The 25,517-nt window shown below is 68.3% G+C and carries 25 protein-coding genes; 5 read left to right on the top strand and 20 right to left on the bottom strand.

Translation table 11 applies throughout. From position 1 onward, the window contains the following. Nucleotides 1–9 precede the first annotated feature (9 nt). Nucleotides 10–1,125, top strand: coding sequence for an alanine dehydrogenase (gene ald, locus Q0653_RS08905; RefSeq protein ID WP_298743532.1), 1,116 nt, complete (start codon nt 10–12; stop codon nt 1,123–1,125). 104 nt (nt 1,126–1,229) lie between these two features. Here ald and Q0653_RS08900 read toward each other — a convergent pair whose 3' ends face one another. The 3 genes from Q0653_RS08900 to Q0653_RS08890 form a co-directional block, all read right to left on the bottom strand. Beyond that, the gene (locus tag Q0653_RS08900) at nt 1,230–3,953 is read right to left on the bottom strand and encodes an FtsK/SpoIIIE domain-containing protein (protein ID WP_298944301.1); all 2,724 of its coding nucleotides are present in this window, start codon (nt 3,951–3,953) and stop codon (nt 1,230–1,232) included. A gap of 66 nt (nt 3,954–4,019) precedes the next feature. Further along, nucleotides 4,020–4,808 carry a protein phosphatase 2C domain-containing protein gene (locus Q0653_RS08895; protein WP_298743528.1) on the bottom strand — a complete coding sequence of 263 codons (789 nt, stop codon included), beginning with the start codon at nt 4,806–4,808 and terminating at the stop codon, nt 4,020–4,022. 75 nt (nt 4,809–4,883) lie between these two features. Next, nucleotides 4,884–5,618 carry a large exoprotein gene (locus Q0653_RS08890; RefSeq protein ID WP_298944299.1) on the bottom strand — a complete coding sequence of 245 codons (735 nt, stop codon included), beginning with the start codon at nt 5,616–5,618 and terminating at the stop codon, nt 4,884–4,886. A 177-nt stretch (nt 5,619–5,795) separates the two neighbouring features. Here Q0653_RS08890 and Q0653_RS08885 point away from each other — a divergent pair, with 177 nt between their 5' ends. Beyond that, nucleotides 5,796–6,251, top strand: a complete 456-nt coding sequence (locus Q0653_RS08885) for a DUF4282 domain-containing protein (protein ID WP_298743524.1) — start codon at nt 5,796–5,798, stop codon at nt 6,249–6,251. Nucleotides 6,252–6,253: 2 nt separating this feature from the next. On the opposite strand, the gene yaaA is transcribed toward Q0653_RS08885, so the two are convergent. From yaaA to prmC, 13 genes are all read right to left on the bottom strand, one after another. Beyond that, on the bottom strand, nt 6,254–7,003 hold the full coding sequence (gene yaaA, locus Q0653_RS08880; protein ID WP_298944296.1) for a peroxide stress protein YaaA: 750 nt from the start codon (nt 7,001–7,003) through the stop codon (nt 6,254–6,256). Between the two features lie 98 nt (nt 7,004–7,101). Then, the gene (locus Q0653_RS08875) at nt 7,102–7,362 is read right to left on the bottom strand and encodes a F0F1 ATP synthase subunit epsilon (protein WP_298743520.1); all 261 of its coding nucleotides are present in this window, start codon (nt 7,360–7,362) and stop codon (nt 7,102–7,104) included. Nucleotides 7,363–7,395: 33 nt separating this feature from the next. After that, nucleotides 7,396–8,841: a F0F1 ATP synthase subunit beta gene (gene atpD, locus Q0653_RS08870; RefSeq protein WP_298743518.1), complete on the bottom strand. Its 1,446-nt coding sequence runs from the start codon at nt 8,839–8,841 to the stop codon at nt 7,396–7,398. A 22-nt stretch (nt 8,842–8,863) separates the two neighbouring features. Further along, a complete protein-coding gene (locus Q0653_RS08865) occupies nt 8,864–9,778 on the bottom strand; it encodes a F0F1 ATP synthase subunit gamma (protein WP_298944294.1) in 915 nt (304 codons plus the stop codon). Nucleotides 9,779–9,796: 18 nt separating this feature from the next. After that, nucleotides 9,797–11,437: a F0F1 ATP synthase subunit alpha gene (gene atpA, locus Q0653_RS08860; RefSeq protein WP_298743515.1), complete on the bottom strand. Its 1,641-nt coding sequence runs from the start codon at nt 11,435–11,437 to the stop codon at nt 9,797–9,799. 74 nt (nt 11,438–11,511) lie between these two features. Next, entirely contained in the window at nt 11,512–12,300 is a 789-nt protein-coding gene (locus Q0653_RS08855) for a F0F1 ATP synthase subunit delta (RefSeq protein WP_298944291.1), read from the bottom strand. Continuing rightward, nucleotides 12,300–12,848, bottom strand: coding sequence for a F0F1 ATP synthase subunit B (locus tag Q0653_RS08850; protein WP_298743510.1), 549 nt, complete (start codon nt 12,846–12,848; stop codon nt 12,300–12,302). Before Q0653_RS08850 ends, Q0653_RS08855 begins: the two co-directional genes overlap by 1 nt. Nucleotides 12,849–12,876: 28 nt before the next feature. Beyond that, on the bottom strand, nt 12,877–13,113 hold the full coding sequence (gene atpE, locus Q0653_RS08845; RefSeq protein WP_067226465.1) for an ATP synthase F0 subunit C: 237 nt from the start codon (nt 13,111–13,113) through the stop codon (nt 12,877–12,879). Nucleotides 13,114–13,159: 46 nt separating this feature from the next. Beyond that, nucleotides 13,160–13,969, bottom strand: coding sequence for a F0F1 ATP synthase subunit A (gene atpB, locus Q0653_RS08840; RefSeq protein ID WP_366521976.1), 810 nt, complete (start codon nt 13,967–13,969; stop codon nt 13,160–13,162). 128 nt (nt 13,970–14,097) lie between these two features. Next, nucleotides 14,098–14,601 carry a hypothetical protein gene (locus Q0653_RS08835; protein ID WP_298944285.1) on the bottom strand — a complete coding sequence of 168 codons (504 nt, stop codon included), beginning with the start codon at nt 14,599–14,601 and terminating at the stop codon, nt 14,098–14,100. After that, on the bottom strand, nt 14,601–15,773 hold the full coding sequence (locus Q0653_RS08830; RefSeq protein ID WP_298743501.1) for an MraY family glycosyltransferase: 1,173 nt from the start codon (nt 15,771–15,773) through the stop codon (nt 14,601–14,603). Before Q0653_RS08830 ends, Q0653_RS08835 begins: the two co-directional genes overlap by 1 nt. Continuing rightward, nucleotides 15,770–16,498, bottom strand: a complete 729-nt coding sequence (locus Q0653_RS08825; protein WP_298944282.1) for an L-threonylcarbamoyladenylate synthase — start codon at nt 16,496–16,498, stop codon at nt 15,770–15,772. The genes Q0653_RS08830 and Q0653_RS08825 overlap by 4 nt, the downstream gene beginning before the upstream one ends. 40 nt (nt 16,499–16,538) lie before the next feature. Continuing rightward, on the bottom strand, nt 16,539–17,420 hold the full coding sequence (gene prmC / locus Q0653_RS08820) for a peptide chain release factor N(5)-glutamine methyltransferase (RefSeq protein ID WP_298944280.1): 882 nt from the start codon (nt 17,418–17,420) through the stop codon (nt 16,539–16,541). 96 nt (nt 17,421–17,516) lie between these two features. Here prmC and cysK (Q0653_RS08815) point away from each other — a divergent pair, with 96 nt between their 5' ends. Genes cysK (Q0653_RS08815) through epsC form a run of 3 tightly spaced genes read left to right on the top strand, consistent with a single transcriptional unit; the run spans nt 17,517 to nt 19,970 of the window. After that, entirely contained in the window at nt 17,517–18,452 is a 936-nt protein-coding gene (gene cysK, locus Q0653_RS08815) for a cysteine synthase A (protein WP_298944278.1), read from the top strand. Between the two features lies 1 nt (nt 18,453). Next, on the top strand, nt 18,454–19,404 hold the full coding sequence (gene cysK, locus Q0653_RS08810; RefSeq protein ID WP_298944276.1) for a cysteine synthase A: 951 nt from the start codon (nt 18,454–18,456) through the stop codon (nt 19,402–19,404). Next, nucleotides 19,401–19,970: a serine O-acetyltransferase EpsC gene (gene epsC, locus Q0653_RS08805; RefSeq protein WP_298944274.1), complete on the top strand. Its 570-nt coding sequence runs from the start codon at nt 19,401–19,403 to the stop codon at nt 19,968–19,970. Before cysK (Q0653_RS08810) ends, epsC begins: the two co-directional genes overlap by 4 nt. A gap of 219 nt (nt 19,971–20,189) precedes the next feature. Here the strand turns inward: epsC and prfA are convergent, their stop codons facing one another. From prfA to thrC, 4 genes are all read right to left on the bottom strand, one after another. Continuing rightward, complete coding sequence (prfA, locus tag Q0653_RS08800) at nt 20,190–21,266, bottom strand: peptide chain release factor 1 (protein WP_298944272.1); 1,077 nt, start codon at nt 21,264–21,266, stop codon at nt 20,190–20,192. 5 nt (nt 21,267–21,271) lie between these two features. Then, nucleotides 21,272–23,308 carry a transcription termination factor Rho gene (gene rho / locus Q0653_RS08795; RefSeq protein ID WP_298944270.1) on the bottom strand — a complete coding sequence of 679 codons (2,037 nt, stop codon included), beginning with the start codon at nt 23,306–23,308 and terminating at the stop codon, nt 21,272–21,274. 159 nt (nt 23,309–23,467) lie between these two features. Beyond that, nucleotides 23,468–24,424, bottom strand: coding sequence for a homoserine kinase (thrB, locus tag Q0653_RS08790; RefSeq protein WP_298944268.1), 957 nt, complete (start codon nt 24,422–24,424; stop codon nt 23,468–23,470). Beyond that, entirely contained in the window at nt 24,421–25,500 is a 1,080-nt protein-coding gene (gene thrC / locus Q0653_RS08785; RefSeq protein WP_298944385.1) for a threonine synthase, read from the bottom strand. Before thrC ends, thrB begins: the two co-directional genes overlap by 4 nt. Nucleotides 25,501–25,517 lie beyond the last annotated feature (17 nt).

The raw sequence follows: 25,517 nt of genomic DNA, 5'->3' as shown, positions 1-25,517 counted from the left end.
AGGGTAGCCATGCGCATCTGTGTTCCCACCGAGATCAAGAACAGCGAGTACCGGGTCGCATTGACCCCCGCGGGCGTGCACGATCTCATCACGGCCGGCCATGAGGTCAGTGTCCAGAGCGGCGCGGGTGCAGGCTCGTCGATGACGGATGCCGAGTATGCGGACGCCGGCGCCATCCTCATCGACGACCCCGCCGAGGTGTGGGCACGCGCCGAACTGCTCCTCAAGGTCAAGGAGCCGATCGAGAGCGAGTACGAGTATTTCCGCGACGACCTGGTGCTCTTCACCTACCTGCATTTGGCGGCGGATCGTCCGTTGACCGATCGCCTCGTCGCCTCCGGGATCACCGCGATCGCGTACGAGACCGTCGAACTTCCCGGTGGCGGCCTGCCGTTGCTCGCCCCGATGAGCGAGGTCGCCGGCCGCCTCGCGCCGACCGTCGGTGCGGCGACCCTCCTGCGCTCGGCCGGCGGCCTCGGACTTCTCATGTCGGGTGTCCCGGGCACCCGACCGGCCGCCGTCACCGTGATCGGCGGCGGCGTCGCCGGCGCCAACGCAGCTCTGATCGCGGCGGGCCTCGGCGCGGATGTCACGATTTTCGACACCAACATCCAGCGGTTGCGCTTCCTCGATGATCACTTCCAGGGGCGGGTGAAGACAGCCGCATCGAACCCTCTGGACCTCGACCGCGCGGTCGTTGGCAGTGACCTGGTGATCGGCTCGGTGCTCATCCCGGGCGCGAAGGCCCCGAAGCTCGTCACGAACGACATGGTCGCGCAGATGCGGCCGGGCTCGGTCCTCGTGGACATCGCCGTCGACCAGGGCGGATGCTTCGCCGATACGCGTCCGACGACGCACGCCGAGCCGACTTTCCCGGTGCACGGGAGCGTGTTCTACTGCGTAGCGAACATGCCCGGAGCCGTACCGAACACCTCCACCTCGGCGCTGACGAACGCGACACTCCCCTACATCCGCCGCCTCGCGGGCAGCGGCTGGCGTCCGGCGCTCGCCGCCGATGCGGCCCTGGCCGCCGGGCTCAACGTCGCTGGTGGCCGGGTCGTGAACCCGGGCGTCGCTGCGGCGCACGGCCTCGAGGGCGCGCCCCTGGCAGAGATCCTGGCCTGAGCCGCCTCGCCCCTGGCAGCCACGCGCGCGGAATAGTGGGCGCTTGTTGCCCCTTCCGGAGGGGAAAGCATCCATGTGCGCCCACTCTTTGGGGGTAGAGAGAGTCAGAGAAGGCGCACGCGAGAAACCGGGCCCTCCGGGAGAAGGCGCCAGGCCCGGTATGCGCCCGGGGCCGCGAAGGGTGGGAGATCGCGTCGTCCCGTGAGCGTGCGGTACTCGGCGGCGCACGCGGCGTCGACGATCAGTTCACCCTCGGCGCGGCATGCCGCGAGCACCGCCCACCGTCCGAGCCAGGCCTCGGGACTGCCCCACAGCAGCACCCCCGGACGGGGCGTCGCTCCGGGCTCATCGACGGGGCGGGTAGGGATGCCGGCGCTCGCGCACGACGCGAGAAATTCGCGCAGGCGCGGCCCCGCCGGGGCGATCATCCCCAGGGAGCGCGGCCCCGGGATCCACGCCGGCACCGACGGGACCGTGAACGGAGCGGCCGGAACATCGACGAACTGCACGAGTCTGCGCGCCCACCAGCCGCGTCCGGGTGGCAGATCCATCAGGAAGTCCCCCGCGTCGCCTCCCGCCGCGACGTGGTCGGCCCGCGAGGGGAGCCTCAGCAGCGCGCGCTGGGGAAGGAGATCCGCCACGCGGGCCACGGCGCCGCTCAATCGCGCCGTCGAGACCACCAGCCGGATGCCGCGTCCGCGGGCCTCGCGGGCGGCGCGCTCGAGCATCCCGAGCCATGGCGCCGCGTAGTCGATCCCGAGGCGCCCCGCGACGACATCGGCGTCGTCGACGATCACCGTCGCACCACGCTCGACAACGTCGATGCCGGCGAGCGCATCCCAGGCGTGTTCAAGGTCCGCCGACACCCACACCACCGAGCCCGCCTGAGCGGCGACCGCACGCAGGAGAGTGGTCTTGCCCGATCCGGCGCTCCCGACGACGGTGAATCCAGCGCCCTCGGTACCGAGACGCAAGAGCGGCTGCCGCTGTGCGGCGGGGTCGTCTGCCCGGCCGAGAATGATCTCGCCGTTCCGGCGAACCTCTGCCAGCGGCACGCGCCCCGGGAGCGCGGGGAGCCACGGCGCGCGGGCACGCTGCGGCGCGGAGGCCGCGATCAGACCGGCGATCGTCTCCGGCGCACAGAGCGCCACGCGGACCGTGAGCGGTGCGAGGTCGGCGGCGCGTCGCACGAGCGCCAGGCCACGGGCGTGCGGCAGTCCGGATAGGTGCGCCGCGTCATCGGTCCCGAGCACCGCACGTGAGTCCGCGGCATCCGTCACCCGCATCGCGATGCGCAGCGGCGCATTGGCGAGCACGGCGTCACGGAACGATCCGGCCGCACGCTGCGAGGCGAGGATCAGGTGCATGCCGAGCGCTCGCCCGCGCGCGGCGATGTCGCCGAACAGATCGTGCAAGCGGGGATGGGCCGCGACCAAAGCAGCGTATTCGTCGACGACGATCACGAGACGCGGCAGCACTCCGGGTACCGCCGCCACATCGCGCGCGCCGTGCTCGGCCAGCGTCCGCTCCCTGTGGCGGATCTCGGCGTGCAGACTGTCGATCGCACGCAGGGCCTGTGCGTCGTCCAAGTCGGTCAGCACACCCGTCACATGCGGCAGCCCCACGAGCGCGTCGAACGTGCGCCCACCCTTGAAATCCACGAGCAGGACGCTCACCTCCTGCGCAGATCGCCCTCGGCACAGCCCCGCGACCCACGTGGTGAGTAGCTCGCTCTTTCCTGAGCCCGTCACGCCGATCACGACGGCGTGCGGACCGTCCTCGACGAGGTCGATCACGACGGGCTCCCCTGCGGCAACCCCGATCGGCGCCGAGAGACGACCGCTCTCCTCCGCGACGACGCGGAACACCTCGGCGAGCGCCGTCGCCGCGTCGGCTCGGTGCCCGAGCGAGCGTTGAGCGCGATCGGCGAGGTCCGCCACCATCCGCGCGGCCTGATCCCTCGAGAGCGCCTCCACCTCGACGCTCTGCGACCTCCCCGCGTGATCGAGCCGGGCGCTTCGCGGCGCGAGCACCGTCAGCACGGCCGCGCACCGTGGGGGCGGCGGCACTCCCGGGTCGAGACGGATCACGGGAATGTCCACACCCGCCGGCAGCGCGCGTCCGCCGTCGCCGATGTAGACGAGCGCACCGTGCGTGGCCTCGGCGTGCGGAAGCCCGTCCGGGAGTCCGGAGCCGGCGACCCGAACGTCGCCCGGCGCCTGCGCGAGGCAGATCTGTACCGCGAGCGCACGAACCACGGCCGCGGCCAGGATCGGTGGTCCCGTCACGGCGATACCCGCCGTCACCGGAAGGACGACGGGGGCTGCGGTGAGCGTGCGGGCCGCCTGCCGGAGGGCACGCTCCCGGTCGCTGTGCGGCGTCCCCTCGAGGCGCAGATCGCTCGCGCCCTGGCCGCGACCGACCACCATGACCTCCGCCCGTCCCGGTACCGGGCGCCAGATCTCCGCGGGACGAGCCGCGTACCCCGCGACGTCCGGATGCCGCGCCCACCGTGCGTCGCGCTCCTCACGGTGACGCTCGTCGACGGCGGCGGACACCGCATCCATCAGTCGCTCCGCATCGCGGCGCGCGGTCCGCCGAGTCTTGCGCCGGCCGCGCAGGGCATCGCCGAGAGCCGCGATCGCCAGCAACGGCCCGAGGGCCGCGAACCACAATGCGTAGATCGAGCCGGTGAGCAGCCACAGCACCACAGCGCCGATCACGGGCACGACGGCGGACAGGAGCGGAAGGGGCGGTCGCGGACTCTCCCCGGGGGCATCCGGAAGTCGCAGCGGGCCGTCGGTGTCGAGATCGATGTCTGAGCGCACGGAGGCAGTCAATCGCGCCGACGTTGTCCCTGGGACTGCCGATCCTCGATCGGTGGAGGAGGCGCGTCAGATCTCGTTTGGGGAGGAGACGGTGCGCCGCACGTTCAGGACGACGATCGTGACGTTGTCGCGGCCGCCGTTCTCCAGCGCCGCTTCCAGCATGGCGTCGGCGGCATCGGTCGGGTCGGCGTGCTGCAGCAGGAAGTGCAGGATGCCGTAGTCGGTGAGTTCCTTCGTCAGACCGTCGCTGCACACGACGAACCGGTCACCGTCCAGGACGTCGAGTCGGATGTAGTCGGGGGCGACTCCGTCGCTCGGGCCGACGGCTCGAGTGATGACGTTGCCGTACGGGTGGTTCTCGGCTTCTTCCGGCGTGAGGCGACCGGCCGCCATCAGCTCCTGCACGACGGAGTGATCCGTCGTCACCTGAGCGAGTCCACCGTCGCGGAAGAGATAGACGCGCGAGTCGCCGATGTTCAGAGTGACCCAGGTCGGTTCGGGGGTCGTGGTGTCGAGGTAGACGCCGGTGACCGTCGTGCCGGTCCCTTCATCCGTCGTCTCGGGGTGCGTGGCGATATCGGCCACGGCGCGGGCCAGTGCCTTTTCGATGGTCTTCGGTGAGACGTCGCCCTTCTCGGCGACCGCGCGCAACCGATCGACGGCACTGGCACTGGCGATCTCGCCACCGATGTGTCCGCCCATCCCGTCGGCGACGACGAACAGCGGGAAGTGGGTCAGGACCGCGTCCTGGTTGATCTCGCGCCGGCGACCGCGGTGTGTGATCTGCGACCACTCGAGCGACAGCTCACCGTCCGCAAGGGGGACGCTACGCGAGACAGTGGCGGATTCGGGCACGGTCACACTCTAGTGGACGCCCCGCCCCCGCCCGCCGTTGCCGCCCGCAACGATCCGGCACCCGTGCTCGCCTGATCAGTCGTTCTGGTCACCGGCGGGAGCGGGCGGAGCGGGCGGCACATCACCGGCGGGCGGAGCGGGCGGCACATCACCGGCGGGCGGAGCGGGCGGGCTCGCCGCGGGCGGCGCGGCAGGCGGTGCGTACCCCGTCGGCGGCGCAGGCGGCGCGTACCCCGTTGAAGGCGCGGCAGGAGTGTACCCGGCCGGCGGCGCGAAGCCCGGTGCGGGCGCTGACCCGGCAGCCGGCTGCGGCTGGACAGGAACGCCCGCCCAGACCGTTGCGTCGGCAAGGAACGCGTTACCTGCCCAGGGCGCCGGACCAACGACAGGATTCCAGCGGGAACGGTCGAAGGCGTTGATACCCAACCAGACCAGGGCGAGGAAGATGTACAGGACCACCCACGGGGTTTCCTTCTGAAGCTTCAGCCCCACGCGCCACGCGGCCAGGGCGCTCACCGCCAGCGGCAAGAGACCGAGCAGCGGACCCAGAACCGGAACCTGGTTCAGCACCGCCGCGGCACCGACGGCGATCAGCATCACCCACGGGCTCACATCGCCGAGCTTGGCGAAGATCATGACGTTGTAGACCGGCACCCAGGCCCGCCACTTCCCCTCCACTCCAGCCTTCTCGAAGACCTTCATCAGGAAGAAGGAGCCGATCACGTAGGCAGCGATCGCCACGACGAAGAGGAAGAACCCGAAAATCAGGAGTGCGGCGGCGGCAGCCGCCGAGCCTGTGGTGTCGCCCATGGTCACTGTCCTCTCGCGGCGATCTGCGTCGCCTGATGTGCACCGCCCCGATGGCCGTGCTGAGTCACATCGTAGTGAGCGCGCGTGTCGCCGTGATGCCACGTTTCGGCCGCGTCGGATGCGGGTGAGCGCCACGGCTCGCTAGCCTGGCCACAGCATCCATCGAAAGGACCCGCCATGAGCGACTCCACGCCTCCCCCGCTGCCCCACCAGCCTGCCGCCGAGGCCGCAGCCGCACCCGCGCCCGGAGTGGCCGGAGTGGACGACACCGGAGTGCGGCCCCTGGGCGGGGAGATCGACACGATCGGCCGCGGGTTCCTCTCGGCACTGTTCGATGTCAGCTTCACCCACTTCATCACGCGGCGGCTCGCCAGCGTGTTCTACCTCGTCGGACTCGTCGCGATCGGGATCGGCTTCGTCTCGGCTTTCGTCGGGGGCATCGTCTCGGGCATCAATGCCCTGTGGTGGAACCCCGGCGGGGGCATCGCTCTCATCATCTCGACCCTGATCGTCGTTCCGGTGCTCGCGTTCCTCGCGATCGTCGTCGTGCGCTTCGTGATCGAAGCGGGGGTCGCCCTGGTCGCGATCGCCGAGAACACCGAGCGGACCGCCGCGCACACGAAGCGCGTCTGAGCTCAGACGACGAGCTCGAGCTCGCCGGGTCGGCCGGGTCGCAGCATCCACCCGCGCGTCTGCGCCCAGCGACACAGTCCGGCGGGCGTCTGGGCGGCGGGGCGTCCCTCCGCCAGGGTGCGCACGAACGCTCCCTTGGCATGCTTGTTGAAGTGGTTGAGTGCCCGCACAGCCGAGCCCTCAGCTTCGGTCACGACGCGCACATACGCCGATGGGATGCCGGCTGGCACCGGTCCGAGAGCAACGTATGCCTCTGAACGCATATCAAGGACGAAGGACGGGGCCGCACCCTCCAACGCCGAGCTCACCACATCCGCCCACACGCGCCGGAGCGGCGCGATGCCGGGGAGAGACGCCCCCGCAGCGAGGCGGTAGGAGGGGATGCCGTCAAGAGCCCCCACCGGGCCGAACGGGGCGGAGTGGATCATCGTGTGGGCGCCGAGCCACCGGCGGGCCGCGGCGGGAAGCACAGCGGCATCCATCGCGTCGTAGAGCACACCGGTGTAGCGATCGACCGCCGGCATCGTGGCGGCGCTCCGCAGCACCGCGTTGTGCGCGATGTCTCCCCGCTGGCGTGCGGAGAGCTTCAGTACCCGCGCCGCCGCAACGGGATCCGCGCTGAGCGCGACGAGCGCATCGATGACTACCGAGCGCTGAGGCGTGAGCACGGACAGCGCGAGCGCGTCGAGATCGATCGCGGGGCCCTCGCCGCCCTCACGCTTGGTCTCGCTCGGGGGCAGCAGGACGAGCATGGTACTTCTCCCGGAAACAGCGAGAAACCACCCCCGCCCCACGTGCCACTGTGCAGTGGCGGCGTGCGCGGGGGTGGTCTCTCTGCGGTGGTGTCTACTCAGGACGCGAGCGAGGCGTGACCGGCGACGATCGTCAGCTGGTCGGCTTCCATGGAGAGGAAACCGTCCTCAGCCGTCGCGACGACCTTCGTGCCATCGGCCTGGGTGATGCGCACCTGACCTTCGGCGAGGATCGCCAATACGGGCTCGTGGCCGGACATGAAGCCAATTTCGCCCTCGACGGTCTTGGCGACGACGAGGCTCGCCTCGCCGTGCCAGACCTGCTCCTCGGCGGAGACGAGGGTGACGGTCAGCGCCACTTCGACTCTCCCCGCTCGCTCAGTGCACGCATGTCAGCCGTTCTCCTTCTGGATCTTCGCCCACTTCTCTTCGACGTCGGCGATGCCACCGACGTTGAAGAATGCCTGCTCGGCGACGTGGTCGAAGTCACCCTTGACGATCGCGTCGAACGACTCGATGGTCTCCTTGATCGGGACTGTGGAGCCCTCGACGCCGGTGAACTTCTTGGCCATGTAGGTGTTCTGCGAGAGGAACTGCTGGATGCGGCGCGCACGCGACACGACGATCTTGTCCTCTTCGGAGAGCTCGTCGACACCGAGGATCGCGATGATCTCCTGCAGTTCCTTGTTCTTCTGGAGGATCTGCTTCACCGCGGTGGCGACCCGGTAGTGGTCGTCGCCGATGTAGCGCGGGTCGAGGATACGGCTCGTCGAGGTGAGCGGGTCGATCGCGGGGTACAGACCCTTCGACGCGATCTCACGGCTCAGCTCGGTCGTCGCGTCGAGGTGCGCGAAGGTCGTCGCCGGGGCCGGGTCGGTGTAGTCGTCGGCGGGGACGTAAATGGCCTGGAGCGACGTGATCGAGTGTCCACGCGTCGACGTGATGCGCTCCTGGAGCACACCCATCTCGTCGGCCAAGTTCGGCTGGTAACCGACCGCGGAGGGCATGCGGCCCAGAAGGGTCGAGACCTCGGATCCGGCCTGCGTGAAGCGGAAGATGTTGTCGACGAAGAGCAGCACGTCCTGCTTCTGCACATCGCGGAAGTACTCCGCCATCGTCAGGGCCGACAGGGCCACGCGCAGACGCGTTCCCGGCGGCTCATCCATCTGGCCGAAGACGAGGGCGGTCTTGTCGAAGACGCCCGCCTCTTCCATCTCGGCGATCAGGTCGTTGCCCTCACGGGTACGCTCACCGACACCGGCGAACACCGACACACCACCGTGATCCTGCGCGACACGCTGGATCATCTCCTGGATCAGCACGGTCTTGCCGACACCGGCACCACCGAACAGGCCGATCTTTCCACCCTGGACGTACGGGGTGAGGAGGTCGATGGACTTGATGCCCGTTTCGAACATCTCGGTCTTCGACTCGAGCTGGTCGAAGTTCGGCGCCTGACGGTGGATGCCCCAGCGCTCGGTGATCTCCACCTGCTCGCCCGGCTCCAGGTTGAGGATGTCACCGGTGACATTGAACACCCGGCCCTTGGTGACGTCACCGACGGGCACCGTGATCGGGCCGCCCGTGTCGCGCACCTCCTGGCCGCGGACCATGCCGTCGGTGGGCTTGAGGGAGATGGCGCGCACGAGGTCGTCGCCGAGGTGCTGAGCGACCTCGAGCGTGATCTCGGTGGAATCGCTGCCGATCGTGATCGTGGTCTTCAGCGCGTTGTAGATGTCGGGAATCGAGTCGTGCGGGAACTCGATGTCGACGACAGGCCCGGTGACGCGCGCGACCCGGCCGACGACCGTGGTCGGGGCTTCGGCGGTGGTGGTCATTGTTGTCTCTTTCGGTTGGGTATTACTTGCTGCTCGACAGAGCGTCGGCGCCGCCGACGATCTCTGCGATCTGCTGAGTGATCTCCGCCTGGCGCGCGTTGTTGCGCAGACGCGTGTAATCGGTGATGAGGTTGTCCGCGTTGTCGCTGGCCGACTTCATGGCCTTCTGCGTCGCGGCGTGCTTGGCAGCGGAAGACTGCAGGAGTGCGTTGAACACCCGACTCTGCACGTACACCGGCAGGAGCGCGTCGAGGACGACCTCAGGGCTCGGCTCGAACTCGTACAGCGGGTAGACCTGCTGCGGCGCCGCCTGCTCGGCAGCAACCTCATCGGCCTCGACGACCTCGAGCGGCAGGAGCCGGACAGTCTCGGGCTCCTGCGTCATCATGCTGACGAAGCGGTTGAACACGAGGTGGATCTCGTCCACGCCGCCCTCTTCGTCGCCGCCGCGGTCGTAGGCGTCCAAGAGGGCGCCAGCGATCTGTTCCGCGGTGTTGAAGTGCGGGGTGTCGGTGTCACCGCTCCACTCGCCGGCCCACGGCATCTGCCGGAACTGGAAGTAGCCGACGGCACGACGCCCGACGAGGAAGTAGACCGGCTCGCGGCCCTCGCTGCGCAGGAGTTCACCCAACTGCAGACCCTCGCGGAGGATCTGCGAGTTGAAGGCACCGGCGAGGCCCCGGTCCGACGCGAAGATCACGACGGCCGAACGCTTGATCACGGCGCGCTCGGTGGTGAGCGGATGCTGGATGTTGGAGTGGGTGGCGACGGCCGAAACAGCACGCGTCACAGCCCGCGCGAACGGCGAGGATGCGCGCACGCGCGTCATCGCCTTCTGGATACGCGAAGCCGCGATGAGTTCCATCGCCTTCGTGATCTTCTTGGTCGTCTGAGCAGAAGCGATCTTCTGCTTGTAGACCCGGAGTTGTGCGCCCATGGCTGAAGAACCCCGGCGTCAGCCGCGGCGACCCTTGACGATCTTCTCCTGGTTCACGTCTTCCGCGTGTGCCGCGGCGATCTCCTCGTGACCCGGCGCGTTGATCGCCTGTCCCTTGCCGCCCTGGAACTCCAGGACGAACTCGTCCGTGCGCTTCTCCAGCTCGGCGAGAGTGTCGTCGTCGAGAACGTTGGTCTCACGCAGAGTGTCGAGGATCGACGTGTTGCGCTTCAGGTAGTCCAAGAGGTCACGCTCGAAGCGGAGGACATCCTCCACCGCGATCGTGTCGAGCTTGCCGTTGGTACCGGCCCAGATCGACACGACCTGCTCTTCGACCGGGTACGGGTCGTACTGGGGCTGCTTGAGCAACTCGGTCAGACGCGCACCACGCTCGAGCTGACGGCGCGAAGCCGCGTCGAGGTCAGAGGCGAACATCGCGAACGCCTCCAGCGAGCGGTACTGGGCCAACTCCAGCTTCAGGGTTCCGGAGACCTTCTTGATCGACTTGACCTGAGCATCACCACCGACACGCGACACCGAGATACCCACGTCGACCGCGGGACGCTGGTTGGCGTTGAAGAGGTCGGACTGCAGGAAGATCTGGCCGTCGGTGATCGAGATCACGTTGGTCGGAATGTAGGCCGAGACATCGTTGGCCTTCGTCTCGATGATCGGCAGACCCGTCATCGAGCCCGCGCCCAGCTCGTCGGAGAGCTTGGCGCAACGCTCGAGCAGACGCGAGTGCAGGTAGAAGACGTCACCCGGGTACGCTTCGCGGCCCGGCGGGCGACGCAGGAGCAGCGACACCGCACGGTAGGCCTCAGCCTGCTTCGACAGGTCATCGAAGATGATCAGGACGTGCTTGCCGCCGTACATCCAGTGCTGGCCGATGGCCGAGCCGGTGTAGGGAGCGAGGTACTTGAAGCCAGCGGGGTCGGATGCGGGAGCAGCGACGATCGTCGTGTACTCCATGGCACCGGCATCCTCGAGCGCACCCTTGACGGAGGCGATCGTGGAACCCTTCTGACCGATGGCGACGTAGATGCAGCGAACCTGCTTGTTGACGTCGCCGGACTCCCAGTTGGCCCGCTGGTTGATGATCGTGTCGATCGCGATCGCCGTCTTGCCCGTCTGGCGGTCGCCGATGATGAGCTGGCGCTGTCCGCGGCCGACGGGGATCATGGCGTCGATGGCCTTGATGCCGGTCTGCATCGGCTCGTGCACGCTCTTACGGCTCATGACGCCGGGCGCCTGGAGCTCGAGAGCGCGACGGCCTTCGTTGGCGATCTCGCCGAGACCGTCGATCGGGTTGCCGAGCGGGTCGACGACGCGGCCGAGGTATCCATCACCGACGGCGACCGAAAGAACCTCACCGGTGCGGGTGACCTTCTGGCCCGCCACGATGCCGGAGAACTCGCCGAGCACGACGACACCGATCTCGTCTTCGTCGAGGTTCAGCGCGAGACCCTCCACGCCGTTGTCGAATCGGACGAGCTCGTTCGCCATGACGCCGGGGAGGCCCTCGACGTGGGCGATGCCGTCCGCGGCATCCACGACGGTGCCGACCTCGGTCGCTGCGGCCCCGGTGGGCTCGTATGCGGCGACGAAGTCTTTCAGCGCGTCACGGATGACATCTGGGCTGATGGACAGTTCTGCCATGGTGTTCCTTCTTCTGCAATGTCTTTCGATGAGAGGGAATCTCACCGCGACCGCCCCGGTGGAGCGGGAAGTTCTTAGCTCGCGAGCCGCTGGCGCAGGTCGCTGAGGCGGGAGGAGACGGTGGCGTCGATCACGTCGTCGCCGATCTCTACCCGCAGTCCCCCGACGACCGTGGGGTCGACGACGACGTTGAGTTCGACCTGACCGCCGTAGCGCTGGCCGAGCGACGCACCGAGGCGCGCCACCTGAGCGTCGCTCAGTGCCACGGCCGAGTACACGGTGCCGACGATCCGACCGCGCTGCTCGGCGACGAGTTCCTTGGCCCACGTCAGCAGCGAACGCACTCGACGATCGCGGGGCTGCCGCACGAGCGAGGAAGCGATCAGCACCGTCGCCACACCGGCGCGTCCCGCCAGCAGCGTCTCGATGAGAGCGCTCTTCGCGGACGGGTCACCGAGACGGCTTCCGAGCGCGAGCTCGAGCTCCGGGTTGGCGGCGACCGTGCGCGAGACCTCGAACAGCTCCCCCGCAATGTCGGTGGCCGGTTCGGCGATCGACGCGGCACGCACAGCGAGCTCTTCCACACCCTCGACGAGATCGGTCGACGACGACCAGCGCTGAGCGGCGATCGCGTTCAGCAGGGTCACCGTGACCGGCGCCGAGCCACCGAAGACGTCGGCGACGACCTTCTGCCGCGCGGCGACCGGAGCCGCCGCGGCAGCCAGCGCGCCGCTCAGCTGGGGGGTGTCCCCGAGGGCGCGCGCGGCCGCGAACAGCTCGCGTGCGACGTCGAGGTCGACTCCGGTCGCGGCGTCCAGCGCCGCGGCCGAGGCCGCCCGTGCCTGAGTGGTCGCGCTGCCCATTACTTCGCCGCCTCGGATGCTTCGAGTTCAGCGAGGAAGCGGTCGACGACCGCCTGTGCCTTGGCGTCGTCGGAGAGGGTCTCACCGATGACTCCGCCGGCCAGGTCGAGCGCGAGCGTGCCGACCTCGCCGCGCAACGAGACGAGAGCGGACTGACGCTCAGCCTCGATCTGCGTGTGCGCGGCCGCCGTCAGACGCGATGCCTCGGTGGAGGCGGCATCCTTGGCTTCGGCAACGATCTTCTTGCCGTCCTCGCGGGCGGCATCGCGGATTTCGCCCGCTTCCTTACGCGCTTCGGCGAGCTGGGAGGTGTACTCCACGAGCGCCGCCTCGGCCTTGCGCTGGGCCTCGTCGGCCTTGGCGATGTTGCCCTCGATGGCGGCAGCGCGCTGGTCGAGCATGTCCTTCATCTTCGGAAGAGCGATCTTCCAGAAGACGAACAGGATGATGACGAAGCACACGGCCGACCAGATGATGTCGTACCACGCGGGGATGAGCGGGTTGGGTGCCGCTCCCTCCTCCGCCGCATACGCGACAAGATTCAGCATCCTGTCTCCTTAAGACTGGTAGGCGTGATCAGAAGCCGAAGATGAAGGCGGTGGCGATACCGATGAAGGCGAGCGCCTCGGTGAAGGCGATACCGATCCACATCAGGACCTGCAGGCGACCGGCCAGCTCGGGCTGGCGGGCGACGCCCTCGATCGTCTTTCCGACGACGATGCCCACACCGATGGCGGGACCGATGGCGGCGAGGCCGTAGCCGACCGTCGCGATCGAGCCGGTGATGTCAGCGAGAACCGTAGTTGCGTCCACGGGTGTTTCCTTTCGGGGTTGGGTGGGTGGGCTAACGCCCGCCCGCTCAGTGCTCTTCTGCTACCGCGAGCTGGATGTAGACCGCGGTGAGGATGGTGAAGACATACGCCTGGAGGACAGCCACCAGGATCTCGAACAGGGTGAAGACGAATCCGAACGCGAGCGAACCCGCGGCCAGTGCCGACCACCACCCGCCCATGTCGAGCAGGAAGAACTGCGTGGCGGCGAAGAACAGCACCAGCAGCAGGTGACCGACCATCATGTTCATGAGGAGTCGGAGCGTGAGGGTCACCGGTCGGATGACGAAGGTCGAGATCAGCTCGATCGGCGTGACGATGATGTAGATCGGCCACGGAACGCCGGACGGGAAGAGCGAGTTCTTGAAGAAGTTCTTCGGGCTCTTCTTGATGCCGGCGTAGATGAAGGTGACATAGCTGACGACGGCCAACAGGAGCGGCACCGCGATGATGCTCGTGCCCGCGATGTTCATGAACGGGATGATTCCCGTGATGTTCATGAACAGGATCATGAAGAAGATCGTCGTCAGGATCGGCAGGAACCGGCGGCCGTCCTTCTTGCCCAGCAGGTCTTCGGCGATGTTGACGCGGACGAAGTCCAGGCCCATCTCGACGAGTGACTGACCGCGGCCGGGGATGAGACGCATCCGGCGGGTGCCGAGCCAGAAGATCAGGACGATCGCGATGGTCGCGATGAACTGGATCAGGTGGATCCGGTTGATGACAAGGGGTTCACCGAAGAGGACGATGCCGGGGAAGGTGAAGACCGCCTCGGGGAAGAACTCATTGATCGACGGTCCGTGGAACTCGGGTCCGTCTTCGGCAGTCTGTGCGATCAAAGTCGCGGCTAGATTGAACAGCGCTGGCTCCAGCTTCGGGGCGTCGGCGTGAACCGATGCGACGATGGTCGGTGTGAGCGTCACTGCGCACGCACATCGCGGGTGCGAGCGGGCGCAGGACTAGCGTATCAGCCCCGAGACGGGTTCTCGTCCGCCGCGGGCGCCTTCCCTTCTTCCGGGAGGTCGGCGAGGGTGGGAAGGGTCACGTCACTGGCGTGCGGGATCCGCATCCGCGTCATGACGAGCACGTCGATGACGAGCGACACGACGACGCTGATCACGAGCGCGACGAAGAACACCCCCTGGTTGAGCCACGGTTGTCCGCGCAGGACGAAGAGCACGACGATGAGCAGGACGAATTTGACCAGCCACGCACCCATCACGGAACCGAAGAAGATCGGAATGTAGAGCGGGTCGCCGAACCAGCGGTTCGCGAAGAGGATGCTGCCTCCGGTGAGGCCGAGGAAGACTGCGGTGAGCATGACGGCGATCAGCGCACTCCACAGGCCCTCCGATCCGCCGACGAGAAAGCCGACCACGGCGCCGATCACGGCGAGGGCGCCGGTCGCGACGGCCGACCACATCAGGGTCGTGCGCAGGACGGGCGTGCTGGAGACGGTCGGTCGGGACATCAGACTCTCTGTTCGATCGAAGCGGGCACCGCGGCCGGCGAAGGCGGCGTCGCCCTAGAGGGAAGGAGCGTGACGACCAGGCAGGCCGCCGCACCGAGCACAAGATAGGCGACGCCCAGCACGTAATCGCCGGGCCATTCCTCGGTCGTGCCGATGTACATCAGCAAGACGCCGAGGCTCACGATGGAGGTCCACGCGTAGAAGATCAGCACGGCGTCGCGGTCGCTGTGCCCCATGTCGAGCATCCGGTGGTGCAGGTGCTTCCGGTCGGGCGAGAAGGGCGACTTCCCGCGCGCCATGCGGCGGACGATGGCCATGCCGAAATCGAGCAACGGCAACAGCACGACGACGACCGGAAGCAGGATCGGGATGAAGGCACCGAGCAGCTGCGAACGGCCGAACACATCGTTGTCGCCGAGGAGACCGGGATCGAGGCTGCCGGTGACCGCGATCGCCGACGCGCCCATGAGCAGACCGATCAGGAGCGCACCGGAATCACCCATGAAGAGTTTTGCCGGATTCCAGTTGAGCGGCAGGAAGCCGATGCACACGCCGATCAGCACGATCGCGATGAACGGCGCGAGATCCGAGTAACTCGAGGACCCCAGGTCACGCAGCACCAGGTAGGTGTAGACGAAGAAGACACCGTTGGCGATGAGCGCAACGCCGGCGACCAGCCCGTCGAGCCCGTCGATGAAGTTCACGGCATTCATGACGATCACGATCGCGAGCACCGAAAGCGCGAAACTCACCCAACTCGACACGATCACCTGGACGCCCAGGGGGATGGCGTAGATCTGGATGCCGCCGAACCCGACCACGATCCCCGCCGCGAGGAACTGGGCACCGAGCTTGATCATCCAGTCGAGATCCCACAGGTCATCAGCCACACCGACGATCACGATCAGCAGGCAGGCACCGATGATCGACCAATTGACAGCCGGATCGGTCCAGATGATGTCGAAGTACGGCACCTGTGATGACAGCGCGAACGCCGCGAGCACACCGAGGAACATGCCGACGCCGCCGATGCGGGGCTTCGGCGTCGTGTGGACGTCGCGTTCGCGGATCTCCGGGTAGATCTTGTACCGCATGCCCACCCGCCACACGATCCAGGTGAAGGCCAGGGTCGCGACGGCCGTCAGGATGACGGTGAACAGGTAGAAGGTCACGCCGGTCCGCCGGCGACCCCGGGCTGAGCGCCATGACCTTCGTGCAAGTGGTCCGGGTCGGGCTCGAGAAGATCGCCGAGAATGGTGCGCAGGGCCGCGCGCGAGACGGCACCATCGCGGAGCACGCGCACTCGTCGTGGCTCCTCGGCGGGACCGACGAGTCCGGTCGCGTCGATGATCGTGGAGGCGATGCCCGTCGTCGACATGCCGCCGTCGAGGTAGACCGCGACGCTGTCTCCGAGCATGTCGCGCGCGCCGTCGATGTCGATCGCCGCCGATTTACCGGTCAGGTTGGCGCTGGACACCGCCAGCGGTCCACACTCTTCGAGCAGTTCGAGCGCAATGCGCTCGGCCGGCATCCGGATGGCGACCGTACCGTTCGTCTCTCCCAGATCCCAGGAGAGCGACGGCTGGGCCGGCAGCACGATGGTGAGCCCCCCGGGCCAAAACTCCTCGACGAGCCGTTCGATGGGTTCGGGAACCTCGGCCACCAGGGCGCGAGCAGTCGCCAGCCCCGCCACCAGCACCGGCGGCGGCGATTGGCGTCCACGCCCTTTCGCCGTCAGCAACCGGGCGACAGCGGACGCGCTGAACGCGTCGGCCGCAACGCCGTACACCGTGTCGGTGGGCATCACGATCAGCTCGCCACGACCGATGGCCTGACGGGCCTGGCGCATTCCGGGCAGGAGCTGCTCGGGATCGCGGCAATCGAAGAGGGAGGACATGGCGCGTCCATTCTACGGCGGAGCGCCGCAGGCTCCCGCGTCAGGGCCGGATCGCCGTCGTTGCGCGGTCGCGGGTGGTCAGATCCGGATGCGTGGCCGCGGCGCGCCACCCGTCCGCCGTGAGCAGGTCGCGGATCGGCGCGCCCTGCCACTCCCCGTGCTCGATCACGAGCGTTCCGCCCGGATGGAGGAGCCGCCGAGCCACCCCCGAGAGCACGCGCACGACGTCGAGTCCATCGGCGCCACCGTAGAGCGCGGTCGGGGGGTCCCAGAACCGCACTTCCGGGTCACGCGGGATGGCGGCATCCGGAACGTACGGCGGGTTCGACACGACGACCGAGACCCTGCCGTCGAGCTCCGGGAACGCAGCGGCAAGGTCGATGAAGGCGAGGCGTGCGTGCGGAGCATGCTCGGCGAAGTTCTCCTTCGCCCAGACGAAGGCATCCACCGCGTTCTCCGCGGCGTGGACCTCGGCGTGCGGCACTTCGGTCGCCATCGCGAGCGCGAGGGCGCCCGACCCGGTACCGAGGTCGACGGCGATCGGCGCATCGCCCGGCATCGCACGGAGTGCGTCGATGGCCAGCTGGGCGACCATCTCGGTTTCGGGCCGCGGCACGAACACCCCGGGCCCGACCCGCAGTTCCAGGTGCCGGAACGGGGCACGGCCGGTGAGGTGCTGGAGGGGTTCACGCGCAGCGCGGCGCGCCACCAACGCCTCGAACTCCGGCGTCTCCGCCGGGGCGGCGTCACCACGGAACGCCGCTGCGGCCAGTTCTCCCCTGCTCTGCCCGAACACGTGGGCGGCGAGCAGTTCGGCATCTGCGTCCGGCGTGGTCACGCCGGCGGCGGCTAGGATCGCGGAGGCGCGGCGCAACAGCTCGGAAAGGGCCTCGGGCGCACGGGAGTCGGGCACGGCGGTCATGGGTCCCCTCAGCCTAGCCGTGTTGATTCGTCACATTCGGCCCGGGTGGTGCAGGCCGAATTAGGCTGGAACGACTCCCGTATGAAAGGCAGACCCATGTCCGGCATTCACCCCGACATCACGAGCGCGTTCGGCAACACCCCCTTGGTCCGTCTGAATCGCATCAGCGAAGGACTGCCGGGCACGGTGCTCGCCAAGCTCGAGTTCTATAACCCCGCTTCCTCCGTCAAGGACCGCCTCGGGATCGCGATCGTCGACGCGGCCGAAGCGTCCGGCGCACTGCAGCCCGGCGGCACGATCGTCGAGGGCACGAGCGGTAACACCGGCATCGCGCTGGCGATGGTGGGAGCCGCCCGAGGCTACAAGGTCATCCTGACGATGCCGTCGTCGATGTCGATCGAGCGTCGCCTGCTTCTGAAGGCCTACGGTGCGGAACTCATCCTCACCGAACCTGCGCTCGGTATGAAGGGCGCCGTCGCCAAAGCCGAAGAGATCGCCGCCGCCACGCCGGGCGCCGTCCTGGCGCAGCAGTTCGCCAACCAGGCCAACGTCGAGATCCACCGCAAGACCACGGCCGAAGAGATCCTTCGCGACACCGACGGCCAGATCGGCTATTTCGTCGCCGGCATCGGCACCGGCGGCACGATCACCGGCGTCGGCCAGGTACTCAAGGAGCGCGTGCCGGGCGTGCAGGTCGTCGCTGTCGAGCCGGCCGACTCCCCCCTGCTGACGACCGGAACGCCGGGTCCACACAAGATCCAGGGCATCGGCCCGAACTTCATCCCGCCGATCCTCGACCAGTCGGTCATCGACGAGGTGCAGGACGTGTCCTTCGACGACGCGATCCGCGTCGCGCGCGAGGTGGCGACGAAGGAGGGAATCCTCGTCGGAATCTCCTCCGGCGCCGCGATCTGGGCCGCACTCGAGGTCGCCGCGCGTCCCGAGTCGGAGGGCAAGAACATCGTCGTGATCGTGCCCTCCTTCGGTGAGCGGTACCTGTCGACGGCGCTCTACGAGCACCTCCGCGACTGACGTGGCGGGCATCCACCCCGATATCACCACGGCGTTCGGCGACACCCCGCTGGTTCGCATCAATGCCCTGACCGACGGGGTGGGTGCCGACGTCCTCGCCAAGCTGGAGTTCTACAACCCCGGCGGCTCCGTCAAGGATCGTCTCGGGTTCGCACTCATCGAGGCGGCGGAGAAGTCCGGGCAGCTCCGACCCGGCGGGACGATCGTCGAGTCCACGAGCGGCAACACGGGCATCGCGCTGGCGCTCATCGGCGCGGCGCGGGGATACCGCGTGATCCTCACCATGCCGGCGTCGATGTCGAAGGAGCGCCGGACGCTCCTGAAGGCCTATGGCGCGGAGCTCGTGCTCACGAATCCGCACAAGGGCATGACGGAGGCGGTGGATGCGGCACACCGGATCGTTGCCGAGACTCCCGGCGCGGTCCTCGCGCATCAGTTCGAGCACGACGCGAACGCCGCGATCCATCGGCAGACCACAGCCGAGGAGATCTGGCGGGACACCGACGGACAGCTCGACTGGTTCGTCGCGGGTTCCGGCACAGGCGGGACGATCACCGGAGTGGGCCAGGCGCTCAAGGCCAAGAACCCCGCGTTGAAAGTCGCCCTCGTCGAGCCGAAGGACTCCCCCGTGCTGACCGAAGGGCGAGCCGGCGGACACCGCATCCAGGGCATCGGCCCCAACTTCGTCCCCGAGGTCCTCGACCGCTCCGTCGTCGACGAGATCTTCGATGTGGAGTTCGACGATGCGATCCGCGTCGCACGCGACCTCGCGACGCGTGAGGGGATCCTGGCGGGGATGTCGGCGGGAGCAGCCGTCTGGGCAGCGCTCGAGATCGCTGGCCGACCCGAATCGACCGGGAAGAGAATCGTCGTGATCGTGCCGGATGCCGGGGAGCGCTATTTGTCGACTGCACTGTACGCCCACCTTCGCGATGAGGAGGGTGCCGCATGAGCGCCTTCTCCCGCCTCCGCGAAGACCTCGCCGCTGCCAAGCTCCGCGATCCGGCCGCCCGCAGCGGGCTGGAGATCGCGGTGCTGTACTCCGGCCTCCACGCGATCTGGTCCTACCGGGTCGCGCACCTCCTGTGGGAGCGCGGGTTGCGCTTCCCCGCGCGGGCGCTGTCGCAACTGACCCGATGGCTCACCGGAGTGGAGATCCACCCCGGTGCGACGATCGGACGCCGCTTCTTCATCGACCACGGGATGGGCGTTGTCATCGGCGAAACCGCCGAAGTCGGCGACGACGTGATGCTGTACCACGGGGTCACCCTGGGCGGACGCACCCGCGAGGGCGGGAAACGGCATCCGACCCTCGGCAACGGAGTGGCCGTCGGCTCCGGCGCGAAGATCCTCGGGCCGATCACGATCGGCGCGGGGTCCGTCATCGGCGCGAACGCGGTCGTCACCCGCGATGCGCCCGAGGACTCCGTGCTCGTGGGCGTGCCCGCCAAGGCCCGCCCCCGGACCACCGGCGAGGACACCCGGAGCATCTTGACTGCGCCCGAGTACTTCATCTGACCGGTCCCACTTATGGTCGGTTTACGCCGGTCAGAACGACCGAATGTGGGACATTCTCCGCCGTTAGTGGGACACGCAGCGCCGTAAGTGGGACATGCAAAGGGTCAGACGGCGCAATACACGGCATCCCGAGACGGATGCCGCGATCTCAGCTGGATGAACCCCGCGCTCACGCCGCGCGGGAACCTCGCGCGCGGCGGCCCGATCAGCGCGCAGATGTCAGTCTGCGGCGAGTGCCGCGAGCTGGGCCTCTTCGTCGGCGCTGATCGCGGACTGGATGATCGGCTCGAGCGCGCCGTCCATCACCTGATCGAGGTTGTACGCCTTGTAGCCGGTGCGGTGGTCGGCGATGCGGTTCTCCGGGAAGTTGTACGTGCGGATCCGCTCGGAGCGATCCATCCCACGGATCTGCGAGCGCCGGGCATCGGATGCCGCAGCATCCAACTCTTCCTGCTGCTTGGCGAGGATCCGCGCACGCAACACACGCATGCCGGCCTCGCGGTTCTGCAGCTGGCTCTTCTCGTTCTGCATCGACACGACGATCCCGGTCGGCAGGTGTGTGATGCGCACGGCCGAGTCGGTCGTGTTGACGGACTGTCCACCCGGGCCGGACGAGCGGAACACATCGATCTTCAGATCGTTCGGGTCGATCTGGACTTCTTCGGGCTCGTCGACCTCGGGAAAGACGAGCACGCCCGTCGTCGACGTGTGGATGCGGCCCTGAGACTCGGTCGCCGGCACCCGCTGGACGCGGTGCACACCGCCCTCGTACTTCAGGTGCGCCCAGACGCCCTGCGCAGGATCAGTGGAGGATCCCTTGATCGCGACCTGGACATCCTTGTAACCGCCGAGGTCGGATTCGTTGCGCTCGAGGAGCTCTGTCTTCCATCCCTTGGATGCCGCGTACTGCAGGTACATCCGGAGCAGATCCGCGGCGAACAGCGCCGACTCGGCACCGCCCTCGCCGCCCTTGATCTCCATGATCACGTCGCGGGCGTCGTCCGGATCCCGCGGGATCAGCAGACGCCGCAGGCGCTCCTGCGCCGCGGCACGATGTTCCTCGAGGGACGGCACCTCCGCCGCGAAGGCATCGTCTTCGCGGGCGAGTTCGCGCGCCGCCTCGAGGTCGTCAGAGGCCGCCACCCACGCATCGTAGGCGGCGACGATCCGACTGAGCTCGGCGTAGCGACGGTTGACACGCTTGGCACGCCGGGCGTCGGCGTGCAGCGCCGGATCGGAGAGCTCCTCCTGAACGGCGCGGTGCTCGTCGATCAGTCCCTTGACGGACTCGAACACGTCGATCAGCGGATGCTGTTCTCGTGCCCGTGGCTGTGCCCACCGGCGGCGGGTGCGGGCATCGACTTCTGCATCTGCACGAGGAACTCGACGTTGCTCGAGGTCTCCTTCAGCTTGCCGAGGACGACTTCGAGCGCCTGCTGCGGGTCGAGACCGGCGAGGGCGCGACGCAGCTTCCAGGTGATCTTGACCTCGTCGGCGCTGAGCAGCATCTCTTCGCGACGCGTGGACGATGCGTTGACGTCGACGGCGGGGAAGATGCGCTTGTCGGCCAGCTGACGCGACAGGCGCAGCTCGCTGTTGCCCGTGCCCTTGAACTCTTCGAAGATCACGTCGTCCATCTTGGAGCCGGTCTCTACGAGCGCCGTGGCGAGGATCGTGAGCGATCCACCGTTCTCGATGTTGCGCGCCGCGCCGAAGAAGCGCTTCGGCGGGTAGAGCGCCGACGCGTCGACGCCACCCGTGAGCACGCGGCCCGAGGTCGGGGCCGAGATGTTGTAGGCGCGGCCGAGGCGCGTGATCGAGTCGAGCAGCACGACGACGTCACGACCGAGCTCGACGAGACGCTTGGCGCGCTCGATGGCGAGCTCGGCGACCGTCGTGTGGTCCTCGGCGGGACGGTCGAACGTCGAGGCGATGACCTCACCCTTGACCGTGCGCTGCATGTCGGTGACCTCTTCGGGCCGCTCGTCGACGAGGACGACCATGAGGTGGACCTCGGGGTTGTTCGTCGCGATCGCGTTCGCGATCTGCTGCAGGACGATCGTCTTGCCGGCCTTCGGCGGCGCGACGATGAGTCCGCGCTGGCCCTTGCCGATCGGGGCGACGAGATCGATGATGCGCTGGGTCAGCTTCTCCGAACCCGTCTCCAGGCGCAGACGCTCTTGGGGGTAGAGCGGGGTGAGCTCGCCGAACTCGACGCGGCCGGCGGCATCCTCGACGGACAGACCGTTGACCGAGTCGACCTTGACGAGCGCGTTGTACTTCTGGCGGCTGGACTGCTCACCCTCGCGGGGCTGCTTGATCGAACCGACGACGGCGTCACCCTTGCGCAGGTTGTACTTCTTGACCTGACCGAGCGATACGTACACGTCGCTGGTACCGGGGAGGTAGCCGGTCGTGCGCACGAACGCGTAGTTGTCGAGGACATCCAAAATGCCGGCGATCGGGATGAGGACGTCGTCCTCGCCGATCTCGGTGTCGAACTCGTCGGTCGGACCGTTCTGGCCGCGACGCTTGGCCGGGCGCTGACGACCACGACCGCCACTCTGGGGCTGGTCGTCGTCGTCCGTCTTGTCGTCGGCGGCCGCAGCGGGCTGGTTCTGCGCGGCGGGCGCGTTCTGGGCGTTGCCGTTCTGAGCGTTCTGGGCGTTGCCGTTGCGGTTGCGGCTACGGCTGCGGCTGCGGCCGCGCGACCGACCACTGGTCTCACCCTCGGCGGGCGCCGGGCCGTCGGTCGAGGCCTCACCCTCGGTGGCGGACTGCTCATCGGTCGACGGCGCGTTGTCGACGGCGGGCGTCGCCTCAGCGGACGCGGCCTCTTCTGCAGGCGCGGCGTCGGACGCGGGTGCGTCGTCTGCAGCAGGTGCGACGTCGGCAGCTGACTGGTCGGATGCCGGCGCGTCGGCGGAGGCTGCCTCGACGGGGGCGGCGTCCGCGGCGGGCACGTCGGAGCTCTTGGCGCGACGCGGCGCGCGCTTGCGGGGCGCCTTCACGGCAGCGGCCGGCTTCTCGGCGGGAGCCTCGTCAGCGGCGGGAACCTCGTCAGCAGGCGCCTCGTCAGCAGGCGCCTCGTCAGCAGGCGCCTCGTCAGCAGGCGCCTCGTCAGCAGGCGCCTCGACGGGAGTTTCCTGGACGGATGCGTCGGCGGCGGGAGCCTCCTCAGCGGGAGCCTCCTCGGCGACGGGGGCCTCCTCAGCGACGGGAGCCTCCTCGACGGGCGCTTCTTCGGTGGCGGGGGCTTCGGCGGCGACGTTCTGGGCCGCGGCATCCTCGCCGACGATCTGGTTTTCTTCGGTCTGGGTCTCGGAGAGGGACTCCATGAGTTCTCCTTCAGTAGAACGTGGACAGGGCAACTGCATCGTGCGCCGTCCACGACAGGCGCGTAGTCCCGTGCAGACATCGTGAATCCGAGACGGATATCGGATGGCGGCGCGACGGGGGGTGATGCAGGGGTTCGCAGATTGCGACGGAGGCCAGATTCACGCGCGAAGCGTGGAACCCTCCGGATAGTCCCTCACTGTACCACCCCGGACGTCGACGGCCAGCATGCGGGCCTCCCACGGGGTGTCGGTGACGGATGCCGCAAGCTCCGCGGCGGCCAGGCGCTGACCGGGACCATCGGCGAGCACGAGCACACTCGGCCCCGCCCCCGAGACGACGGCCGCGAAGCCCTCGGCACGCAGGGCGCGCACCAGGTGATCGGTCGCCGGCATCGCGTGCGCGCGGTAGGACTGGTGCAGCTTGTCTTCGGTCGCCGCCATCAGGAGTTCCGGGCTCTGGGTGAGCGCCGCAATCAGCAGGGCCGATCGCGAGACGTTGAAAACGGCATCCTCTCTCGTCACCTGGAGGGGTGCGAGGCCGCGCGCAACCGAGGTCGACATCGTGAACTCCGGGACGAACACGACGGGCGAGACACCGCGGTGCACGAGCAACTTCTTGTGCTGCGGTCCGGACTCGTCCATCCACGCGATCGTGAGCCCGCCGAACAACGCGGGGGCCACGTTGTCGGGGTGACCTTCCATCTCGGTCGCCACACGGAGCAGAGTGGCGTCGTCGAAATCAACCTCGCCGGCGAGCAAGCCCTTCGCTGCCAGAAGACCCGCGACGACGGCCGCACCGGACGAGCCCATGCCCCGTCCGTGCGGGATCGTGTTGTGCGCCTCAAGACGGATGCCCGGGAGCGTCCGCCCGACCGATTCGAAGGCATACGCCATCGCGCGCACGACGAGGTGCGACGCGTCGGTGGGAACGTCGGCGGCTCCCTCACCCGAGACGACGATCTCCAGCCCCGGCTCCGAGAGCTGAGTGACCGTCAGGTCGTCGTACGAGCTGAGCGCGAGGCCGAGCGTGTCGAATCCGGGACCGAGGTTCGCGCTCGTCGCGGGCACGCGAACGGTGACCGGCTCGGGCAGGCCCGTTGCCTCGCTCGTGGTCATGCCTGGGGAGCGAGCTCGAGAACGGCGGCGACCTCGCTGGTCGACGCGTCGACGACCGTGGGGGCCACTTCCGAGCCGTCCGCGTTGCGCAGGGCCCACTGGGGGTCCTTCAGCCCGTGGCCGGTGACGGTCAGCACGACCTTCGAGCCGGCGGGGATGACTCCGGCCTCGGCGCGGTCGAGCAGCCCTGCGACACTGATCGCCGAGGCCGGTTCGACGAAGACGCCGACGGTGCCGGCGAGCAGCTTCTGCGCAGCGAGGATGCGGGTGTCGTCGATTGCGCCGAACCAGCCGTCGGTCGCGTCGCGCGCCTCGAGGGCCAGCTCCCACGAGGCCGGGTTGCCGATGCGGATCGCCGAAGCGATCGTCTCCGGGTTGCGCACGATCTCACCGCGGACAAGGGGAGCCGACCCCTCGGCCTGGAAGCCGAACATCCGCGGCACGGTGCTCGACACGCCGCGCGCGACCTCTTCCCGGTAGCCGCGGGAGTACGCCGTGTAGTTGCCGGCGTTGCCGACCGGGATGAAGTGGAAGTCCGGCGCGTCGCCGAGCTGTGAGACGACCTCGTAGGCGGCGGTCTTCTGACCCTCGATGCGGTCGGGGTTGACCGAGTTCACCAGGTGTACCGGATAGTGCTCGGCCAGCTCGCGCGCGATCTCGAGGCAATCGTCGAAGTTGCCGCGCACCTGGATGAGACGCCCGCCGTGGATGACGGCCTGGCTGAGCTTGCCCATCGCGATCTTGCCCTCGGGCACGAGAACGGCAGCCGTGATGCCGGCGTGCGCGGCATAGGCCGCAGCCGACGCCGACGTGTTGCCGGTCGAGGCGCAGATGACGGCCTTCGCTCCGTGCTCGACCGCGCGCGAGAGCGCGACCGTCATGCCACGGTCCTTGAAGGAGCCGGTCGGGTTCATTCCCTCGAACTTGATGTAGACGTCGGCGCCCGACATCTGCGACAGCGATGCCGCCGGGATGAGCGGCGTGCCGCCCTCCCCCAGGGTGACGACGGTGGATGCGTCGGTGACGCCCAGCCGGTCGGCATACTCGCGCATGACGCCCTGCCACACATGAACCATCTTCGTGTTCTCCGCCA

The sequence above is a fragment of the uncultured Microbacterium sp. genome, from assembly GCF_947488465.1.
GTDB lineage: Bacteria > Actinomycetota > Actinomycetes > Actinomycetales > Microbacteriaceae > Microbacterium.
The sequence above is the reverse complement of the archived record's forward strand: the minus strand, read 5'-3'. Positions and strand labels throughout refer to the sequence as shown.

Coding starts and splice junctions, on each gene's coding strand:
- ald (WP_298743532.1), top strand. CDS start 10: ATGCGCATCTGTGTTCCCACCGAGATCAAGAACAGCGAGTACCGGGTC.
- Q0653_RS08890 (WP_298944299.1), bottom strand. CDS start 5,618: ATGGGCGACACCACAGGCTCGGCGGCTGCCGCCGCCGCACTCCTGATT.
- Q0653_RS08885 (WP_298743524.1), top strand. CDS start 5,796: ATGAGCGACTCCACGCCTCCCCCGCTGCCCCACCAGCCTGCCGCCGAG.
- yaaA (WP_298944296.1), bottom strand. CDS start 7,003: ATGCTCGTCCTGCTGCCCCCGAGCGAGACCAAGCGTGAGGGCGGCGAG.
- atpD (WP_298743518.1), bottom strand. CDS start 8,841: ATGACCACCACCGCCGAAGCCCCGACCACGGTCGTCGGCCGGGTCGCG.
- Q0653_RS08865 (WP_298944294.1), bottom strand. CDS start 9,778: ATGGGCGCACAACTCCGGGTCTACAAGCAGAAGATCGCTTCTGCTCAG.
- atpA (WP_298743515.1), bottom strand. CDS start 11,437: ATGGCAGAACTGTCCATCAGCCCAGATGTCATCCGTGACGCGCTGAAA.
- Q0653_RS08855 (WP_298944291.1), bottom strand. CDS start 12,300: ATGGGCAGCGCGACCACTCAGGCACGGGCGGCCTCGGCCGCGGCGCTG.
- Q0653_RS08850 (WP_298743510.1), bottom strand. CDS start 12,848: ATGCTGAATCTTGTCGCGTATGCGGCGGAGGAGGGAGCGGCACCCAAC.
- Q0653_RS08835 (WP_298944285.1), bottom strand. CDS start 14,601: ATGTCCCGACCGACCGTCTCCAGCACGCCCGTCCTGCGCACGACCCTG.
- Q0653_RS08825 (WP_298944282.1), bottom strand. CDS start 16,498: ATGTCCTCCCTCTTCGATTGCCGCGATCCCGAGCAGCTCCTGCCCGGA.
- prmC (WP_298944280.1), bottom strand. CDS start 17,420: ATGACCGCCGTGCCCGACTCCCGTGCGCCCGAGGCCCTTTCCGAGCTG.
- cysK (WP_298944278.1), top strand. CDS start 17,517: ATGTCCGGCATTCACCCCGACATCACGAGCGCGTTCGGCAACACCCCC.
- epsC (WP_298944274.1), top strand. CDS start 19,401: ATGAGCGCCTTCTCCCGCCTCCGCGAAGACCTCGCCGCTGCCAAGCTC.
- rho (WP_298944270.1), bottom strand. CDS start 23,308: ATGGAGTCCCTCTCCGAGACCCAGACCGAAGAAAACCAGATCGTCGGC.
- thrB (WP_298944268.1), bottom strand. CDS start 24,424: ATGACCACGAGCGAGGCAACGGGCCTGCCCGAGCCGGTCACCGTTCGC.
- thrC (WP_298944385.1), bottom strand. CDS start 25,500: ATGGTTCATGTGTGGCAGGGCGTCATGCGCGAGTATGCCGACCGGCTG.